General features: G+C 57.6%; 13 protein-coding genes and 1 CRISPR repeat array. Of the genes, 3 read left to right on the forward strand and 10 right to left on the reverse strand.

The genetic code is table 11. From position 1 onward, the window contains the following. Positions 1 to 228 precede the first annotated feature (228 nt). Positions 229 to 1,080 carry a hypothetical protein gene (locus tag ACVW0B_RS11545; RefSeq protein WP_457491736.1) on the forward strand — a complete coding sequence of 284 codons (852 nt, stop codon included), beginning with the start codon at positions 229 to 231 and terminating at the stop codon, positions 1,078 to 1,080. On the opposite strand, the gene ACVW0B_RS11550 is transcribed toward ACVW0B_RS11545, so the two are convergent. From ACVW0B_RS11550 to gcvP, 10 genes are all read right to left on the reverse strand, one after another. Next, on the reverse strand, positions 1,049 to 1,885 hold the full coding sequence (locus ACVW0B_RS11550) for a metal ABC transporter permease (RefSeq protein ID WP_457388569.1): 837 nt from the start codon (positions 1,883 to 1,885) through the stop codon (positions 1,049 to 1,051). The genes ACVW0B_RS11545 and ACVW0B_RS11550 overlap by 32 nt on opposite strands. 10 nt (positions 1,886 to 1,895) lie before the next feature. Next, positions 1,896 to 2,687, reverse strand: coding sequence for a metal ABC transporter ATP-binding protein (locus ACVW0B_RS11555; RefSeq protein WP_457491737.1), 792 nt, complete (start codon positions 2,685 to 2,687; stop codon positions 1,896 to 1,898). Continuing rightward, on the reverse strand, positions 2,684 to 3,805 hold the full coding sequence (locus ACVW0B_RS11560) for a metal ABC transporter solute-binding protein, Zn/Mn family (protein WP_457491738.1): 1,122 nt from the start codon (positions 3,803 to 3,805) through the stop codon (positions 2,684 to 2,686). Before ACVW0B_RS11560 ends, ACVW0B_RS11555 begins: the two co-directional genes overlap by 4 nt. 13 nt (positions 3,806 to 3,818) lie before the next feature. Beyond that, complete coding sequence (locus ACVW0B_RS11565; RefSeq protein WP_457491739.1) at positions 3,819 to 4,262, reverse strand: SufE family protein; 444 nt, start codon at positions 4,260 to 4,262, stop codon at positions 3,819 to 3,821. A gap of 97 nt (positions 4,263 to 4,359) precedes the next feature. Continuing rightward, a complete protein-coding gene (cfa, locus tag ACVW0B_RS11570) occupies positions 4,360 to 5,499 on the reverse strand; it encodes a cyclopropane fatty acyl phospholipid synthase (protein ID WP_011431814.1) in 1,140 nt (379 codons plus the stop codon). 73 nt (positions 5,500 to 5,572) lie between these two features. Then, a CRISPR array of direct repeats spans positions 5,573 to 11,428; the repeat unit is 36 nt; unit sequence GTTTCCAATTTCTAGGGATCCCCCCGAAGGGGGAAC. 278 nt (positions 11,429 to 11,706) lie between these two features. Further along, positions 11,707 to 13,362 carry an ABC1 kinase family protein gene (locus ACVW0B_RS11575; protein ID WP_457491740.1) on the reverse strand — a complete coding sequence of 552 codons (1,656 nt, stop codon included), beginning with the start codon at positions 13,360 to 13,362 and terminating at the stop codon, positions 11,707 to 11,709. A gap of 45 nt (positions 13,363 to 13,407) precedes the next feature. Next, entirely contained in the window at positions 13,408 to 13,989 is a 582-nt protein-coding gene (locus ACVW0B_RS11580) for a peroxiredoxin family protein (RefSeq protein WP_457491741.1), read from the reverse strand. A gap of 37 nt (positions 13,990 to 14,026) precedes the next feature. Next, a complete protein-coding gene (locus ACVW0B_RS11585; RefSeq protein WP_457410616.1) occupies positions 14,027 to 14,464 on the reverse strand; it encodes an SRPBCC family protein in 438 nt (145 codons plus the stop codon). Positions 14,465 to 14,466: 2 nt separating this feature from the next. Further along, a complete protein-coding gene (locus ACVW0B_RS11590; RefSeq protein ID WP_457491742.1) occupies positions 14,467 to 15,081 on the reverse strand; it encodes a hypothetical protein in 615 nt (204 codons plus the stop codon). A 90-nt stretch (positions 15,082 to 15,171) separates the two neighbouring features. Further along, positions 15,172 to 18,138 (reverse strand): aminomethyl-transferring glycine dehydrogenase, encoded by a 2,967-nt coding sequence (gcvP, locus tag ACVW0B_RS11595; RefSeq protein ID WP_457491743.1) that lies wholly within the window; start codon positions 18,136 to 18,138, stop codon positions 15,172 to 15,174. A gap of 194 nt (positions 18,139 to 18,332) precedes the next feature. Here gcvP and psbU point away from each other — a divergent pair, with 194 nt between their 5' ends. Beyond that, positions 18,333 to 18,701: a photosystem II complex extrinsic protein PsbU gene (gene psbU, locus ACVW0B_RS11600; RefSeq protein WP_041436072.1), complete on the forward strand. Its 369-nt coding sequence runs from the start codon at positions 18,333 to 18,335 to the stop codon at positions 18,699 to 18,701. A gap of 51 nt (positions 18,702 to 18,752) precedes the next feature. Then, positions 18,753 to 19,646, forward strand: coding sequence for an Rpn family recombination-promoting nuclease/putative transposase (locus ACVW0B_RS11605; RefSeq protein ID WP_457491744.1), 894 nt, complete (start codon positions 18,753 to 18,755; stop codon positions 19,644 to 19,646). Positions 19,647 to 19,685: the final 39 nt, after the last annotated feature.

Below are 19,685 nucleotides of genomic sequence, written 5' to 3' on the forward strand. Positions count from 1 at the left end.
GGTCGGGATGCGGGTGGGTGAACCACCCGTGTCAGCCCGGATGGCCTGTGGATCGAACTGCACGGGCGGTCGGAAGCAGGAACCCGCCGAGACGATTGCGCAAGGAGCCATCCATGCGTAGCGTGGTAGGAATCTCCGGCCTTCAGGCCGGGGAGGATGTCAAACGAACGACACTTGCTTTCTGAGCCACTAACCTTGTAGAAAGACAAGGGCGAAAGGGCGGCTTTGATGCGGCGGCGCATTCTACAGCTTTGCATCCTCGGCTGGACGATGCTCCTCGTCCTGGCAGTGGGGGGCAGGGGATCCCTGCTGGTTCCCCACTTTTTTGGCATTGAAGCCCTGCAAGCCCAGGCTCAAACTCAAGCCGGAGAACTGCCGCAGCCGATGCGGCTCAAACTCCCCCCCGGCCTGGATCGCTACGCCTACGACAAGGCGGTGGGAGACTACTTTGAGGAAATCGAGCCGCTTTTGCCAGGTGGAGCCTATGCCCAGTGGGCTTTCTATCCCGTCCCTATCTACATCCAAGGGGATCACCCCCAGTGGAAGGCCTCCGTGGAGCAAGCGGTGAAGGAGTGGTCGGCCTACATCCCGCTCAAGGTGGTGGCCAAAGAGGAGGAGGCTTTCTACGGGATGAGCATTTACCGCGTTCCCCCCATCGGCGGCGGGGTGGCAGGGGCGGCCCGGCCTGAGTTTTTCTTCGCCTCGGATGGCTCTTTACAACAGCGGGTGCGCATCGTCATTGTAGAAGGACAGGGGTTGGCCGAAATAACGGCGGTGGCCCGGCACGAGATCGGGCATGGGCTGGGGCTGTGGGGCCATAGCCCGAACCTGCGGGATCTGATGTATGGCGGACACCATGCGGCGGCTACCGGCAATCGGCGGGTGTTGCGGGTGCCCAACATTACCAAGCGGGATCTCAACACCCTCAAGCGCGTCTACGAGCAGCCCACCCTCAGCGGGCAGGTCTTTCCAGAGAGCTATCGCCGCCTGTTTGGCCAGCTTCTGCAGGAAAAGCCGCTGCCCGAGAGAGCTCTTGGATTGCCGCTAGCTAGAGCTGCAGGAGTTGCGACACCCCCTTGAGCGCCATAGCTAGGAGAAAAAAGAGCAACTGGGTGGCAACAATGCTGGGGCCGGAGGGCAGGTTGAAGGTTGCCGAGGCGATCATCCCCAGCACCGCGCTCAGTCCCCCAATACCTATGGCCAGCAGCACATAGGTTGTAAAGCGGGATCCCAAAAGCCTTGCCGTCGAGGCTGGGATGACCACAAAAGCGCTCACCAGCAACACCCCCACCGAGCGAATCGCCAGGGCCACCACCACAGCCAGCAACACCACAAAGGCCAGCTTCTGCCAGCCCACCTGAACCCCCCGCGCCCGCGCCAGCGGCTCATCCAGGGTCAGCAACATTTGGGAGGGCAAAGTCAATCCCACATAGGCCGAGCTGATCAGCAAGAGGATCCCGCTCGTCCACAGGGCTGCTGGGCTGATCCCCAAAATCTCCCCAAACAACAACTGGTTGAGGTTGCCCCGATAGCCGGGCAGCAAGCTGAGGGCGATAACGGCCAGCGCCAAAGAGGAAGAGTAGATGATGTTCAGCACCGCATCCGCCGACAGTTGGGTGCGCTCCAGGACAAAGGTGACGCCCAAAGCAAACCCCACCCCAAACACCATCAGCACCACGGTGGGATTCAGCCCCAGCAGCACTCCCAAAACAATCCCCAGCAGAGCCGAATGCCCCAGGGCATCGCTAAAAAACGACAGTTGCCGCAGAATAACAAAACTGCCCAGCAGCCCACCTGTCATGCCGGTGAGGATCCCGCCCAGCATGGCCCGCTGCATAAAGGGCAACTGCAACAGCTCCACTACCCGCACCCAGCCCTCCAACATCGCCTTCCCCTCAGTGACGGTGGATGTAGCGGACGAAATGGTGCTCCGCACCGCTGTCGCGAACAGGCCCATAAACCCGGCTCAGCACTTCTGGTGCCAAAGCCACCTGGGGGGATCCCTGGCAGATGAGGGATTGGTTGAGGCACAGCACGCGGTCGCAATAGCAAGACACCATTTCCAGATCATGGGAGATCTGCAAAATGGCCCAGCCCAGAGATTGGCGCAGCTCTTCCAAGAGCCGGTAAAACTCCCCCTCGCTGAGCCTATCTAAGCCTGCCGGTGCCTCGTCGAGGATAAGCAGCCGCCGCGGCCAAGCCAAGCAATAGGCCAACAGCACCCGTTTCAGCTCCCCGCCGCTGAGCTGGCCCAAAGCCTTGGAGGACAGGTGGGATGCGCCGACCCGTTCCAACGCCTCTTTCACCGCCTGCCGCCGAGCAGAGCGCTGCTGCCAAGGCCAACAGGGTTGCAATGCCCCCCAACCCAAAGCCACAAACTCCTCCACCACCATGGGAAGCCCAGGATTGAACTGAAAACGTTGGGGCACGTAAGCCACCTGCTGCCGCACCGAGGGGGGCAAGTAACCGGACAGGCACACCGGCTCTCCCAGAATCCAAACCGAGCCGCACTGCCGCGGCAGGATCCCCAAGATGGCCTGCACCAAGGTACTTTTGCCAGCGCCATTGGGGCCAACAACCGCCGTATGGGATCCCGCCCTCAGCTCAAACGACACATTTTGCACCGCCAACTGGGATCCCCGATAGACCGTCAGCCCCTCGACGCGCAGGACAACCTCGCCGGTCACCGCCCCCTCGCCAGTAGTTGTTCCAGCGAACCTTGCCCAAGCCAGGGCAGCTCCAGCGGCACAAAGGCCGTCTCCTTCTCAAAGGCCGAGATCAGATTATCCACGTTCTGCCGCAGGATGGTCAGGTAATATTCCGGCTCGATCCCCTCAGGGCCAGCGGTTTCGATGGGATCGAAAACGCGAACTTGGATCCCTAGGTCTCTGGCCAAAACCTCAAAGGGGTTGTTACTCCCCAGCTGCGGTTCCACCAGGATCGTCTTTAGGCCGGATGCCCGCACCGTCTCCATCACCCGCCGCACATCTTCGGGGGAGGGGCTGGCTTCAGGGATCTCCACCAAGAACTCGGCTTTGAGGTTGTAGCGCTCGGCAAAATAGGGGGCAAAGTCGTGGAAGACCACAAAGCTTCTTCCGGCAAAGGGGGCTAGCCGAGCGGCAATCTCCTCATCCAAAGCCTTGAGCTTCTCGATAAAAGCAGCCGCATTGGCCCGGTAGATCTCCGCCCCTGCCGGATCCGCAGCGATTAAGCCGTCGCGGATGTTTTCCACCTGCTGAATAGCCCGCCTGGGATCCAGCCAAATGTGGGGGTTGAACTTGCCGTGGCTGTGCCCATGAGAGTGGCCATGGCCATGCCCGTGAGAATGGCCGTGACTGTGTCCATGAGAGTGTCCATGGCCGTGACCGTGGGAGTGCCCATGCTCTGGCTCCTCAGCCCGCAAAGTCGGGATCCCTTCGCTGCTGTCGATGGTCAGCAATTGGGGATTTGCGGCATTGGCGATCAACCCCTCCAGGAAAGTTTCCATTCCCAGCCCATTGATTACCAACACATCCGCCTGAGCCAGCAAACGAACCTCCTCAGGTCGAGCCTGAAAGTCGTGGGGCCCCATCTGAGGGGGAAGGAGTGGCGTGACTTCTGCCCGATCCCCGGCCACAGCACGGGTAAATTGCGTTATCGGCAAAATCGTGGTCACCACCTTTGGGGGGCTGGATCCCTGCTGGGCCCGGGACTCTTCTTGGCGCATCTGCAGGCTTCCCAGGATCCCGACCGAGAGGGCGGCCAGCAGCGAGACCAGCGATCGCACCGGTCGAGCCGAACGGATAGAGTTAGCTTGATCAGTCATGAGCCTGAATACCTCACAAGACAACAGAGACAGCAGAGCTGGAAGCAACTGACTTCCCAAAAGCCAAGGCCCTCTGCCGCAGCATCGAAAACATGCTCACCAGACCGTTGCTCCTGGAAGGGCTAAGGCTGAAATTGAGGCCCATCTCCCGCACAAACTCTGGGGAAACCCCCAAAATCTCTTCCGGCGCTAGGCCACTTAGCCCCTCCACCACAATGGCCACCAAACCCTTGACCAACTGAGCATCGGCATCCCCTTGGATGTAGACCTTGCCCTCCCTAAACTCGGTGGCCAGCCACACCTGCGAAGCGCAACCTCTGACTAGGTTCTCCTCCTTCCTCTCCGCTTCGGGAAAGGGTGGCAGGCGCTTGGCATAGGCTAGGAGAAGCTCATACTTCTGCCGCGAGGTCTTGGCCTTCTGGAAGCGATTGACAATTTGCTGCAGAGCTGCGGGCATCCCTCAGCTTGTCTAGAGTGAGAATGATAATCAAACTCATCATAACACCCCCACTCAGCGAGGGCGCAGGGGCACCTGCAAACTTTTGGGACTGTCGTTACCGAAGCGAGCGATAGCCGCCACTTACTCCCCGTGGTGAGAGGACCAGTTGCCAAAGTTGGCTGGCCCGGGCCTTGAAGCTACCGGCACTCATCAGGAGATAGAGCCGCCACATGCGGCGAAAGCGCTCATCGTAGCGGTCGGCTAATTTTGGCCATGCCTGCTCGAAATTGGCGTGCCAGGCTTTTAGGGTGGCCACGTAATTGATCCCAAAATTGTGCCAGTCTTCCAGCACAAATAAGCCCTCAAAGGCTGCAGTAATCAGATGAGGCGAGGGCAGCATCGAGTTGGGGAAAATGTAGCGCTCAATCCAGGGATCCCGCCCCTGGTAGGCCACGTTGCTGCCGATGGTGTGCAGAAGAAACAAGCCATTGTCGTTCAACAAGCGGCGGGCTACCTGCATAAACGTTCGGTAGTTTCGGTAGCCAACATGTTCAAACATGCCGACAGAAAGGATGCGATCAAACTTTCCCTGGGTCTGGCGATAGTCTTCTAACCGAATCTCGACCGGCAGGCCGCGGCAGCGTTCGCTGGCCAGTTTGGCTTGCTCTTTGGAAACAGTAATCCCCACAACCTGCACCCCGTAGCGTTCGGCCAGGTACTGGGCTGTGCCGCCCCAGCCACAGCCGATGTCGAGCACCCGCATGCCGGGTTGGAGTTCCAGCTTGCGGGCAATGAGGTCAAGCTTAGCTTCTTGGGCTTCATCCAGAGTTTGCGCGCCCCCATCCCAATAGGCACAGCTGTAGATCATGCGGCGATCCAGCATGTCCTCATAGAGATCGTTGCCAATGTCGTAGTGGCGCTGGCCAATGACGAATGCCCCCTTGCCCCGCTGGCGGTTGATAAGGCAACTGTCCAACCCAAGCAAGGGCTGAGTTAGCCAACCCACCTGCTGCGGTGCCTGGGCAGTTAGGAGACGACAAACTAACTCATCAATGGCCTCGCAATCCCACCAGCCCTCCATGTAGGCCTCGCCAAAGCCCAGGGATCCATAGAGCAGGCAGCGCAGATATAGCCGCTCGTCGTGAACTTGAATATCCCAAGGTTGCGAGCCATTGAGGGTTATACCGGCAGCATCCAGAACTCGAAGCGCATACTGACGCGCCAGCCAGCGCAAGCTGTTGAGTCCTTTCCCCATCCCTAGGGATCCCTCACTGCAGGGAAACTGACTCAACAAATACACCCCAAGGTGGCAAGGGATCCAACAAGTTGTTTCCAATTTCTAGGGATCCCCCCGAAGGGGGAACCCCGATCCCGGCGACCTCCCCGACCCGCTGCCCCCGGTTTCCAATTTCTAGGGATCCCCCCGAAGGGGGAACGTGGACTATCTGGAGTGGTTCACCGTTAACCGGATCCTCGATAGTTTCCAATTTCTAGGGATCCCCCCGAAGGGGGAACAACTCGGTAGCAGTATCAAACCGTCCTCTGCCATGCAGTTTCCAATTTCTAGGGATCCCCCCGAAGGGGGAACTCCAAGGAGCGGGTTGCACGGGCGAAAGCCTGGGGGAGTTTCCAATTTCTAGGGATCCCCCCGAAGGGGGAACCTACAGTAGGCTGGAGTTCACTTACCCCAGCGCTGTTTGTTTCCAATTTCTAGGGATCCCCCCGAAGGGGGAACGCCCTATTTGCGTCGGCTGGTGTGAGGCTGATCAGTCAGGTTTCCAATTTCTAGGGATCCCCCCGAAGGGGGAACAAAGGAGTCCAAAATGCATAAGCGCAAGTACATCTGGACTCCGGTTTCCAATTTCTAGGGATCCCCCCGAAGGGGGAACATCATGACTGCTACGTTCTCTAAGGAACAACTGGTGTTTCCAATTTCTAGGGATCCCCCCGAAGGGGGAACTCCCAACGGGGGCGTTGGATCCGGCTAACTCGCCGGTGGTTTCCAATTTCTAGGGATCCCCCCGAAGGGGGAACAAGGAGTTCGCTTAACTTACAACGACCTGGCCGAGTGTTTCCAATTTCTAGGGATCCCCCCGAAGGGGGAACTTGGTACGATTACTTCACCCGGCTTCAGGTCTTTGGTTTCCAATTTCTAGGGATCCCCCCGAAGGGGGAACATTTTCATAGAACCTCCGATTCGGGCAGTGAACACAACGTTTCCAATTTCTAGGGATCCCCCCGAAGGGGGAACGGGAAGAAGGGGCACCTTCTAACTGAGAAGAAGATAGTTTCCAATTTCTAGGGATCCCCCCGAAGGGGGAACTCCCAGTACTGGGATGTTCAAAGAATGGCCCAGAAGTTTCCAATTTCTAGGGATCCCCCCGAAGGGGGAACTTGGCCAAACAATGGCTTGCCGAAGGCTGCGAGCCATACAGCTATGTTTCCAATTTCTAGGGATCCCCCCGAAGGGGGAACACGTATATGTTCCCCACCTGAATCGCGTTCAAAGAACAGTTTCCAATTTCTAGGGATCCCCCCGAAGGGGGAACCGAAATCCCAGAAATCGAAGTGATCGTTTGGGGTCGCGGGTAGTTTCCAATTTCTAGGGATCCCCCCGAAGGGGGAACCAGGGTGACTAAGCATAGCAACCCGCTCAGATCTGCTCTGCATGTTTCCAATTTCTAGGGATCCCCCCGAAGGGGGAACAGTAGACGTGTTCGATCCCTTCTTTGTCCCGAATGCGGTTTCCAATTTCTAGGGATCCCCCCGAAGGGGGAACAGCGGGAGCAAAAAATGAGAGAAGCCGAAGCTCTCCAAGCGTTTCCAATTTCTAGGGATCCCCCCGAAGGGGGAACTAAACGTCCAAAAGGACAAAGCTTCCCAAACCCTCCGTGTTTCCAATTTCTAGGGATCCCCCCGAAGGGGGAACCAAGACTGCATGCACCCAGCTACGTGGGAACCGGAGTGTTTCCAATTTCTAGGGATCCCCCCGAAGGGGGAACCTGCCCCAAAGGGCTTAACCAACCGACCGACACTCGCAGCTAGTTTCCAATTTCTAGGGATCCCCCCGAAGGGGGAACAATGAGGGATCCAAGGCCACGGATCCCACAAAACTGGTTTCCAATTTCTAGGGATCCCCCCGAAGGGGGAACTAACAATAGGGTTGGCATACGTACCTGTTAGGTCTCGTTTCCAATTTCTAGGGATCCCCCCGAAGGGGGAACTGGGAAAAACTTTTTGCAACCCCAGAGGTTAACACATAGTTTCCAATTTCTAGGGATCCCCCCGAAGGGGGAACTAACGAGATTCTCTATGCCTTAGGTATCCGTAAATAAGTTTCCAATTTCTAGGGATCCCCCCGAAGGGGGAACTTGAGAACACACCCAAAGGGCGGAAATTTATCTTTAAAGTTTCCAATTTCTAGGGATCCCCCCGAAGGGGGAACTTGGGTAGATTGCGGCGACTTTTCCTACCAGCAATTCATGGTGTTTCCAATTTCTAGGGATCCCCCCGAAGGGGGAACGCTGCCCTAGTGGCAGCCTCCACTTATTTATTCGTGTTTCCAATTTCTAGGGATCCCCCCGAAGGGGGAACAATATGTCTCGTAATAAAGTACAACTAAACTCTGACCAAGTTTCCAATTTCTAGGGATCCCCCCGAAGGGGGAACTGCGATTCCGCATCGCAACAAGTGGTTGACCATTGAGGAGGTTTCCAATTTCTAGGGATCCCCCCGAAGGGGGAACTTCATAGGGAATAAACAACACCCAGGAGATAATCCTGTTTCCAATTTCTAGGGATCCCCCCGAAGGGGGAACTGTTTCCCTGCCTAAGGAGGTACATATGGGCTTCGAGTTTCCAATTTCTAGGGATCCCCCCGAAGGGGGAACATCCCACTCCGATAGGGAACACATGTCGATATAGCTTTGCAGTTTCCAATTTCTAGGGATCCCCCCGAAGGGGGAACTTGCAGTCTGTTACTACGCAGACTGGATTGACTATCGTTTCCAATTTCTAGGGATCCCCCCGAAGGGGGAACAGCCCGGTTATATACCTATGCGTATGACCGATCCGATGTTTCCAATTTCTAGGGATCCCCCCGAAGGGGGAACATGGCAAGTTTCCACAAAGGAGATGCTCTACGCTTCCTGTTTCCAATTTCTAGGGATCCCCCCGAAGGGGGAACATTTCGATATGCCGGAGATCCACCCAGCGTGCATATCGTTTCCAATTTCTAGGGATCCCCCCGAAGGGGGAACAAACAACACCCAGGATTATCTCCTGGGTGCTGAGTTGGGGTTTCCAATTTCTAGGGATCCCCCCGAAGGGGGAACTCGGTAAGGCGATTTCGCCCCGCGCAAGATTGGGGCTCGGGTTTCCAATTTCTAGGGATCCCCCCGAAGGGGGAACGATGAACTCACCAAAGCCCTCATTTAGGCTTTCCTTACTGTTTCCAATTTCTAGGGATCCCCCCGAAGGGGGAACGTACGCTTCTATATTCCAGTCTAACCTCCCCCACTCAGGTTTCCAATTTCTAGGGATCCCCCCGAAGGGGGAACCCCCTGCATCGTGAATTTGTTTGGCCAGAGCACGAGCACGCTGTTTCCAATTTCTAGGGATCCCCCCGAAGGGGGAACTTCAAAAAATGGCTGTTATGGCTGTTTGGGGAAGGGGCGGAGTTTCCAATTTCTAGGGATCCCCCCGAAGGGGGAACTAATAAGTATTCGCCGTAGTTGGTGAAGTTAAATTGGAGGTTTCCAATTTCTAGGGATCCCCCCGAAGGGGGAACTTCGGGTTAAACGAGATACGGGTATACATTTACAACGTTTCCAATTTCTAGGGATCCCCCCGAAGGGGGAACGTGAACTTCGCTCTGAATGGGGTGAAGGTTGAGGAGTTTCCAATTTCTAGGGATCCCCCCGAAGGGGGAACGGGATTTCGTTACGTCTACGGCAGTCGGCGCCTCTATTTGCGTTTCCAATTTCTAGGGATCCCCCCGAAGGGGGAACAAGAATTCCTTAGTGAATGTACAGTAGATGAAGCGGATCGTTTCCAATTTCTAGGGATCCCCCCGAAGGGGGAACCCGTCTTGGAAGATCACCCAGTTTCCTCTGTAGAAGAAAGTTTCCAATTTCTAGGGATCCCCCCGAAGGGGGAACTAAATTGTTGAAGATGAAGATAGTTTCACCATCCACGTTTCCAATTTCTAGGGATCCCCCCGAAGGGGGAACGCATTACTCGATGGTTCATAATTGTAATACAAGCCAGGTTTCCAATTTCTAGGGATCCCCCCGAAGGGGGAACACTCGGTGGTCTTAGCCCCGAGGTGGCAGCGATGGTGCCCGTTTCCAATTTCTAGGGATCCCCCCGAAGGGGGAACTACTGCAAACCGTGAGACCCAACGGGAAACGGCTTGTAGTTTCCAATTTCTAGGGATCCCCCCGAAGGGGGAACCACATCGTACCCGTCGGTGACTCCGGTTACCCGGAAGTTTCCAATTTCTAGGGATCCCCCCGAAGGGGGAACATAAAATATAGTATTTGCTTTTGCAGATTCTGGTCGATAAGTTTCCAATTTCTAGGGATCCCCCCGAAGGGGGAACCCGGTGGCGGTTCTGTCCGTGAGCGTTGCAGAGCTAGTTTCCAATTTCTAGGGATCCCCCCGAAGGGGGAACGCGTTAGCAGGGCTAACGTGGGCTTTATAAATATTCATCTGTTTCCAATTTCTAGGGATCCCCCCGAAGGGGGAACCTCCGCGGTTAGCCAGGCACGAGCAGCTTGGAGTCTCTTACGAAAGTTTCCAATTTCTAGGGATCCCCCCGAAGGGGGAACTACTGGAGGAGAAGGAGGGTGATACCATAACTCAATACCAGTGTTTCCAATTTCTAGGGATCCCCCCGAAGGGGGAACACGACCGTCTGCACCAAGGAGTGTGATCATTTTGCACGTTTCCAATTTCTAGGGATCCCCCCGAAGGGGGAACTTTACCATAGTAATTATCCACTTTACCTTAGGATCTGCGTTTCCAATTTCTAGGGATCCCCCCGAAGGGGGAACAGGGTATTTGTTTGAGTAAGTGTAACACCAATCTTCAAACGTTTCCAATTTCTAGGGATCCCCCCGAAGGGGGAACAAATTTAAGTCAAGTATAGACTTAACTCGAAAAAATAGTTTCCAATTTCTAGGGATCCCCCCGAAGGGGGAACATTTGAAGAGTATACACAGAGGAACGGCTACCCCAGAGTGTATGTTTCCAATTTCTAGGGATCCCCCCGAAGGGGGAACGTTAACGAGATGCACTGTGTGCAGCTCGATAACAATGTTTCCAATTTCTAGGGATCCCCCCGAAGGGGGAACTAGGGGCATGGATTTTGCCATGAGCCTGCTGTGCCATGCCGAGTTTCCAATTTCTAGGGATCCCCCCGAAGGGGGAACAATCTTTCGCCTCGAACCTGAAACAGCCACTGCTGCATGTTTCCAATTTCTAGGGATCCCCCCGAAGGGGGAACTTGACCTTGGCTACCGTCTCCTTATAGATCTCTGCTGTTTCCAATTTCTAGGGATCCCCCCGAAGGGGGAACTCGATCCGACCGGCAGAGCCTCCTCTAGCTTACGTTTCAAGTCGGTTTCCAATTTCTAGGGATCCCCCCGAAGGGGGAACAAAGGCAGCCTTTTTTATTTTTAGAATCGGCAGGTTTAGTTGTTTCCAATTTCTAGGGATCCCCCCGAAGGGGGAACTGTTCTTTATCATCCCGAAAGGGAGGTGCAAGATGGAAAGTTTGTTTCCAATTTCTAGGGATCCCCCCGAAGGGGGAACAGGGGGTGGTGTTTGACTAGACGGTTACACTAAATCGTTTCCAATTTCTAGGGATCCCCCCGAAGGGGGAACACTTGTTGGACATTTCGGCCAAAGTCGGCGCTTTCCCCGTTTCCAATTTCTAGGGATCCCCCCGAAGGGGGAACTGCCCCCCGTGGGAAGGCCAATCTCATTCTCTTCCAGTTTCCAATTTCTAGGGATCCCCCCGAAGGGGGAACATCGATGACTAGTTAGTTCCTCAAAGGCTGCCATTAAGGCGTTTCCAATTTCTAGGGATCCCCCCGAAGGGGGAACATTAAACACTATTCTTGCTACATTATCAGACTACGTACAGTTTCCAATTTCTAGGGATCCCCCCGAAGGGGGAACTCCACCCCTATTAAACCCAAGCAGGGCAAGGAATGCAAGACCCATTTGCGAGGGATCCGGAAAAAAGTCGGCAAAAAGAGTTTTGGCGAGGGGGTTTTGGAGCCGGAAAGCCTTGTGGCGCAAGGCGTCGAGGGATCGAACGAAAGAATCGGCCTTTGCGGCTTTTGGCGGATCGCTCGCGGAGGCGTTGATACCGTTTTGGTGTTCTTTTGGAAACATCGAGATCCAGACAAGGGCAGTAGGGCCCTGAGTCCACTGATGAGCCAACCTCAGCCAATCTAGCCGCGCAGGCGACCGGAGCGCAGGATGCTGATGACGAGCCACAGCCCCAACAGGCTGGCCGCGCCGAAGAGGAGTTCGCTCAGCCCAAAGACCTGGAAGCGCTGCGTCTGAGCCGAGATGATGGCAGCTCCGACGATCAGAGAGCCGACCACAATGCTGTAGGAAAGGCGGTTGGCCGACTGATCCAGGCTGCTGCGGATCCCGTCCAGCTCTTGGATGGTTAAGTTCCAGCGCTGGGTTTCCGAGGTGATGCGGCTGAGCAGCAGCTCCATCTGGCGCGGCGATTGCAGAGAGAGATTTTTCAAATCCAAAGCCGTGCGCAGCAGCGAAGGCAGAGGGGCCTCCCCCAGCAATTGCGCCCGAAACACATCCGCCATCAGGGGGCGAAGCTGTTCCGGCAGGTTGTAGTCGGGGGTGAGCTGGCGGGCGATCCCTTCCAAATTGGCCAGCGCCTTGGCACAGAGGCCCAAATTGCCGGGAATGCGGATCTGGTTGCGCCGGGCCGCCTGCAGGATCTCAGAAAAGAGCTGGCTGAAGTTGAGCTCCGCAATGCTCAGGGCGTAGTACTGGCGCAGCAGACGCTCGTAGTCGCTTTGGAGCTGGGCCAAGCTGACAGTCTGATCCCGCGAGCGGGCCGCGGATCTTTCCGGCAGGGCCAACTCCAGGGTCAATTCGGCACAGCGCTGGGCATCGAGGCTGACAATGGCCAGCATCAGCTCCAGCAGAATCTGCTGCGTACGCGGATCCAGCCGCCCAATCATGCCGCAATCCAGCAGGGCTACGCGACCGGATCCCAAGTAAAAGAGGTTGCCGGGGTGGGGATCGGCGTGGAAATAGCCATCAATGCAGATCTGCTGGAAAAAAGCGCGGGTCAAGAGGCGGGCGATGTTTTCCGGGTCCGCGTCGCTGCGATCCGCCTCCAACAGGGGCCGGCCCTCGATCCACTCCAGCGTCAACACCTTTGGCGTAGTGAGAGGCCAATGGATGCGCGGCACCACCAGTTGGGCCGGATCAAACCAACGCCCCCTTTGCAACTGTTGGCGGAGCTGCTCGGTGTGGCGGGCCTCTTGGGTAAAGTCCAGCTCTGCTTGAATGGCCCGGCAGAACTCATCCGCCAAGGCCACCACATCTGCCAACCTGCCGAACTCCGTTTGCGCCACCAGCTCGGCAATGCCCCGGATTAGCCGCGTATCCCGCTCCACCACCGCCTCCAGACCGGGCCGCTGGATCTTGAGGGCCACCCACTCGCCGCTGACCAGACAAGCCCGATGGACCTGGGCAATGGATCCCGCCGCAACCGATTCCCTGTCCAGGCTGCTGAACACCTGCTCCAACGGCTGCCGCAACTGCTGCCGCAGCAGGATCTCCACCGCATTCCAGGGAACAGGAGGTACGTCGGCCTGCAGAGTGCTGAGGGCCTCGATGTACTCTCGCGGCAACAGGTCCGGACGGGTGCTCAGCAGTTGGCCCAGCTTGACATAGACCGGCCCCAGATCCACCAAAATGTTGCGCAGCACCATCGGCGGGGGCAGTTGGGGTTCCCCAGCCTTGCCAAAAGAGAGCAAGCGGCGCATGTAGTCCCAACCGTGGCGCAAAACCACCTCCAGGATCTCGGCCTGACGCGCCCCACTTTGGGCCAGACGGGCAAACATCGCAGTCTCTCTCCCTGGAAGTCCAATGGCAGAGAAGCCCGATCCCTAGAAAAAGGGGATAGGGGCCACCCTACGGGTTCCATCCCAGCCGGTTTGCAGCCCCTCCCGCAACACCCGCAGCACCTCATCGGTATCGGCATTGGGTTGGGCAAAGGAGAAAACATGCTTGAAGCGCAGTTTGCCCTCCCGATCCACAACGAACTGGGCCGGCAGGGGTGCTCCCAAAGCTTGGCCAACCCCATAGAGGCGGAAGGTTTTGCACTCGGGATCCACCAGCAGCGGGTAAGGCAGCTGCAGGTCGGCTTGAATCTGCTGGCTTTGAACCGGATCGGTGCTGGTGACCATCAGCAGCTCCGCCCCCAAGGCTTGGATCTCGCTGTAGCGGGCTTTCAGCTCTTGGATGTGGGGGTAGCAAAAAGGGCAAAAAAGCTTTTCGGTGAAAATGCGAGTAAAAGCCAGAACCACCGGCTTTTGGCCGCGGTAGTCCGATAGCCGCACGGGATCCCCTTGCACGCGCGGCAGCTCAAAATCGGGGGCAATCTGGCCGATTTCCAGAGAAGTGTTGGCTGGTTGGGGGATGAAGTTGTCGGCAAAGCGACGGTTAAACAGTCCGCTGTTGCTGGTCATTGCAGTTTTTTACGTTTCTTTACTACTTGCCACCAGCCTAACCCAAAGCCTCGGCCACTGCCTTCAGCCGTCGGAGCTGGGCCCGCATATCCTGCTGGGTCGGCCCTGCTGCCAACAGGTAAAACCCTGCCGCCACCCAGGGATTGGGGATGCGGAAGTTGAAGCAATTGACTAGAAGGGTACCCCCCGGCTGGGGATGGCATTCCCAGCGGTCGGTTCCTTCAAAAAATCCCTTAAACTGCCACTGCACCAAGCCTTCTGCCCGCTCTGTAATCACGCAATCCAAGCTGGGGGATACAAACGGCAGGCGAAGGAAAAAGCGGTAGCGGCTGCCCAATTCCGCCAGAGGGGATCCCACCGCCTCACAGCCCAACAGCGGGTTGAGCCAGCGCTTCATCAACTCCAGGTCGGTGAGGCAGCGATCCACCTGGGCCACGCTGGCCGCAATCTGAATCGACTGGGTATAGATGGGCATCCTCAGGGGGAAGTTGGGGGAGCGAGCTTGGCCGCAGAGAGGTCTTCTGCCGTGGCAGAGGGGGATACGGTGCTCAGCAAAATCAAGATATCGCGGTATTCCACCTGATCCGGCCCGCGACGGGGGGATCCCACTTGCACCACCGCCTGTTGGAGAGGCTTTTTGGGGTGGGGGGGAGACTCGAACACCAAGGTGCGGATCCCATTGGCCTGCTCGATGTCCGAGAGGATGTCCCAGCCCCGGCCCCACAGGGTGCGGCGGTAGTAGGCGGCAATGGCCTCCAGAGGCTGAGAGGTCTGCAAGATCAGGGAGGCAAGGCCCCCCTCTCGATCCCGAATCTGTCCCGAAGAGATGATGGAAGCGTTGGGCAACTGCAAGTGAGGGGGAAACTGAGGGGGAAGGGCGCGGGCATCTCCTAGGGAAGCCTCAAAGTGCGTGCCATCTTTGCCGATGTGACGCCGCACGGGATCCTGATCCACTTCTTGAGCAACCGGATCAGGCATCTTGCGGCAGGCCACGAGGGATCCCGCCAACAGCCCCAGGGTTAGCCGAGTAAGAATAGGCAAAGAACTTGGCCCCACTGACGTGAACCGCTCAAGACGGGGATTTTTTCTCATCCGTTGGCCAGGGATCCCTGACTGGTTATAGCGGATCCCGCCTTTGGATACAACCAATCTCCCTTTCTGGGCCAAGTTCCAGAGCAGCCATCATTCGTCGAGCCAGGGCTGACAACTGCACACCAGGTGGCGATCCCCGTAGGCGTTGTCGATGCGGCTGACGCTGGGCCAGAACTTGTGGGCCTTGACCCAAGGGAGCGGGTAGGCGGCCAGCGAGCGAGGATAGGGGCGATCCCAGTGGTCGGCAGCCACCACCTCGGCGGTGTGGGGGGCCAGCTTGAGGGGATTGCGCACCGGATCCATCTCGCCTCGCTCAATGGCGGCAATCTCCTGGCGGATGGCAATCATCGCCTCGCAGAAGCGATCCAGCTCCTCCAGAGATTCGCTCTCGGTGGGCTCCACCATCATTGTCCCCGGCACCGGCCAGGAGATGGTGGGGGCGTGGAAGCCATAGTCCATCAGGCGCTTGGCCACATCTTCCACCTCGATGCCGGCGCTTTTTTTCAGGGGGCGCAAATCCAAAATACACTCGTGGGCCACCCACCCCCCCGGCCCCTTGTAGAGCACCGGGTAGTAGGGATCCAGCCGCTTGGCGATGTAGTTGGCGTTGAGGATGGCCACTTGGCTGGCCAGGGTGAGGCCGGCGGATCCCATAAGGCGAATGTAGGCCCAGGAGATGGGCAAAATGCTGGCACTGCCCCACGGGGCAGCGCTGACGGGGCCGTTACAGCCGGGCAAAACAGGATGGCCGGGCAAATAGGGCACAAGGTGAGGGGCCACGGCAATGGGCCCTACCCCCGGCCCACCTCCCCCATGGGGAATGCAGAAGGTCTTGTGCAGGTTGAGGTGGCAGACATCGGCCCCCAGCTCGGCAGGACGGCAGAGGCCCACCTGAGCGTTGAGGTTGGCCCCATCCATGTACACCTGTCCCCCCGCCTCGTGGATTATCTGGCAAATCTCGCGGATCCCTTCCTCAAACACACCGTGGGTAGAAGGGTAGGTGATCATCAAGGCGGCCAGCCGCTCCCGGTGCTGCTCCACCTTGGCCTGCAAATCCTCAATGTCGATATTGCCGGCTTCATCACAAGCTACGCTCACCACCTGCATCCCCGCCATCACGGCGCTGGCCGGGTTGGTTCCGTGGGCCGAGGTGGGGATCAAGCACACCTGCCGCCGGCTTTCCCCTCTGGCTTGGTGGTAGCGGCGGATAGCCAACAGGCCGGCATATTCCCCCTGAGATCCGGCATTGGGCTGCAGAGAAACTCCGGCAAAGCCGGTGATCTCCGCCAGCATCTTTTCCAACTGGGCAAAAAGGGCTTGATAGCCACGGGCCTGCTCCAGGGGCACAAAAGGATGGAGCTGGGCAAACTCCGGCCAGGTGACCGGCATCATCTCCACCGTGGCGTTCAGCTTCATGGTGCAAGAGCCCAAGGGGATCATGGAATGGGTGAGAGCCAGATCCCGGCTTTGCAGGCGGTGGATATAGCGCAGCAGCTCAGTTTCCGAGTGGTAACGGTTAAAGACCGGATGGGTGAGGTAGGGGGTGGTGCGCAGGAGCTGGGGCGGCAGGCTCTGGCCCAAATCCGGCCCTGGGCTGTCGGGATCCCAAGCTGGCGGTAAGGACTCCGCTCCGCTGACGCGAACGGTTCCGGCAAAGATCTCCCACAGATCCCGCAGATCCTGAGCGGTGGTGGCCTCATCCAAGCTGATCCCCAGCGTCCGGTCATCGATCTGGCGGAGGTTGATCTGCCGCTGAGCAGCGCCGGCCTGGATCGCCTGCACCTGCTCTGGAGAAGCTACCTTGACCCAGAAGGTATCGAAGAAATGCTCGGGCCCCACCTCATAACCCAACTGGCAGATCCCAGTGGCCAAGTGATGGGCCTGGCGGTGGATGCGCTCGGCTATGTGTCGCAAGCCGCGGGGGCCGTGGTAGACGGCATACATAGAAGCCATCACCGCCAAAAGCACCTGGGCAGTGCAGATGTTGCTGGTGGCCTTGTCCCGCCGGATGTGCTGCTCGCGGGTCTGCAACGCCAAGCGCAGGGCCGGCTTGCCTTGAGCATCCTGAGAAATCCCCACCAGCCGTCCTGGCAGCAGCCGCTTGTGGGCCTCGCGGGTGGCGAAGTAAGCTGCATGGGGGCCGCCATAGCCCAAAGGCACGCCGAAGCGCTGGGTGGATCCCACCACGATGTCCGCTCCCCACTCTCCTGGGGGTTGCAATAGGGTTAAGCTGAGCAGGTCGGCAGCCACCGCCACCACCATCCCCTTCTGGTGAGCCTGCTCCACCAACTGCCGGTAGTCCCGGATTTCCCCATAGGTGCTGGGATACTGCAGGAGTAATCCAAAGCCCTTTTCCAGGGAGAGTTCTGTTGGATCGGCTATGCGCACCTGGATTCCCAATGGTTCCGCCCGCGTCTGTACCACGGCAATCGTCTGGGGATGGCAGCCCCGATCCAACCAGAAAACTGGGGATCCCTTGCCTGCCAAGGTGTAGGCAAGAGCCATGGCTTCGGCGGCTGCGGTGGCCTCGTCCAGCAGGGAAGCATTGGCGATCTCCATCCCCGTCAGGTCGATCACCATCGTCTGGAAGTTGAGCAGGGCTTCCAACCGTCCCTGGGCAATCTCAGCTTGGTAGGGGGTGTAGGGGGTGTACCAGGCAGGGTTTTCCAGGATGCTGCGCTGAATCACCGGCGGCGTCAGGGTGTTGGAATAGCCCATGCCCAAAAAGGATCGCCACACCTGGTTCTGGGCAGCCATTGCCTGCAGTTCCGCCAACACCTGCAGCTCAGGGCAAGGGGATCCCAATTGCAAAGGCCGGCTGCTGCGAATGGCCGGCGGCACCGCCTTCTCCACCAGCTCCTGCAGCGAACTCAGCTCCAACACTTGCAACATGTGCCCAATTTGCCGGGCATCCGGCCCAATGTGCCGTCTGAGAAAGAGTTCGGTCTGCCCCAGCAACTCCAGCTCCGGAGAAGGCGTGGGTTGTGGGATCCCTGTGGATGGATCCCGGCTTGGGGGGTCAAGTCGAGTCGAGTGGAGAAGGGCCAAGTCGGACATGGTGCAATCAGCCGCGAAAGGAATGGCAAGAAAGACTGTCTCCTGATCATAGTTGTTAAAAATTGTTTCTGTCGGGATCCAAATCCTGTCTTGGCCCTCGATTCGGGGTGGAGGGGATGAGACACTAGATGGTCGGAGAATGTTAGCAACCTATACAGATGAGCCTTTTGGATTCTGCTTGGAGAAGTGATGCTATGCGTTGGCTGCTGTCCATCTTGGTTCGTGTGGTGTTAGTGCTCTGTCTGTGCTTCGCTCCTTTGGGGATCCCTGTTGTGGCCAGGGCCGCAGAGCTTCCCCCGGTAAAGCACTTGGACACTCCGATTGACGTGAACAACACCATCTTGCGCAACTACCGCCAACTGCCGGGCTTCTATCCCACCCTGGCTCGCATCCTGGTGAAAAATGCCCCCTACAAGAGCCTGGAAGACATGTTGCAGATCTCAGGCCTGACAGAGCAGCAAAAGGCCCTGATCAAAGCCAACGCCGAGAACTTCGTGTTTGGCGAGTATCAGGAAGGGGCTAACCAACTGGAAAACCGCATCAACCAAGGGTACTACGGCTGATCTCGGCAGAGGGGCCATCGGGAGAATCGGCTTTTGTAGGAAAGGGATCCTGTGGCCTACGATAACGTCTGCAAGTACTTGGTGGAATGGTTCCCCGAGTCCTTTGCCCGGTGGCTACTGGGATCCCCGGTTCCCTTGATCCAGCTCCAGCCAACGGAGCTCTCCAGCGAGCCCATTCGCGCGGACTCCCTCATCCTGCTGAGGGCCCAAAACCTGATTTTGCATCTGGAGTTTCAAACCGATCCGGATCCCGACATTCCCTTGCGCATGGCCGACTACTGCCTGCGCCTGTTCCGTCGCTATCCCGACCAGGAGGTGCGGCAGATTGTCATCTACCTGAGAAAAACCCAGTCAGAACGGGTGTACCAGACTTCTTTTCAACGGGGATCCCTTTCTCATCGCTTTGAGGTCTTGCGCCTGTGGGAACAAGATCCGGAGGTGCTATCTCAATATCCAGGACTCCTGCCTTTAGCCGTGTTGGCAGATCCGGAAAACCCGGAGCCGCGACTCCGCCAAGTGGCCAGAGCAATAGCAGAGATAGAGGATCCAAAACTACGGCAAGAGGTGAAAGCGGCCACTGCTGTTTTGGCAGGATTAACATGGACGCCAGAGGAAATTAGCAGGGTACTGGGAGGTCTGGCTGTGCGGGAATCGACCATCTATCAGATGTGGCGAGCAGAAGCCCTCAAAGAAGGGCGAGAGGAGGGCCTGAAACAAGGCCTAGAGCAAGGTCTGCAACAAGGTCTGCAGCAAGGTCTGCAGCAAGAAGCAGCTCGACTGACTCTGAGTCAACTGCGGCGCAAGCTGGGATCTTTGCCGGAAGACCTGTCTGAAACCATCCGCCTCTTACCTACCGAGCAACTGGAGGCTTTGGCGGAAGCGCTGTTGGACTTCCAAACCCTGGCCGATTTGATCCAATGGCTCAGGGAGTCATCATCCAACTAGGGTTTGCCGTCGCGGCCTTTTCCAACCTCACAGGACTCT

This window comes from Thermostichus sp. MS-CIW-23, assembly GCF_054059455.1.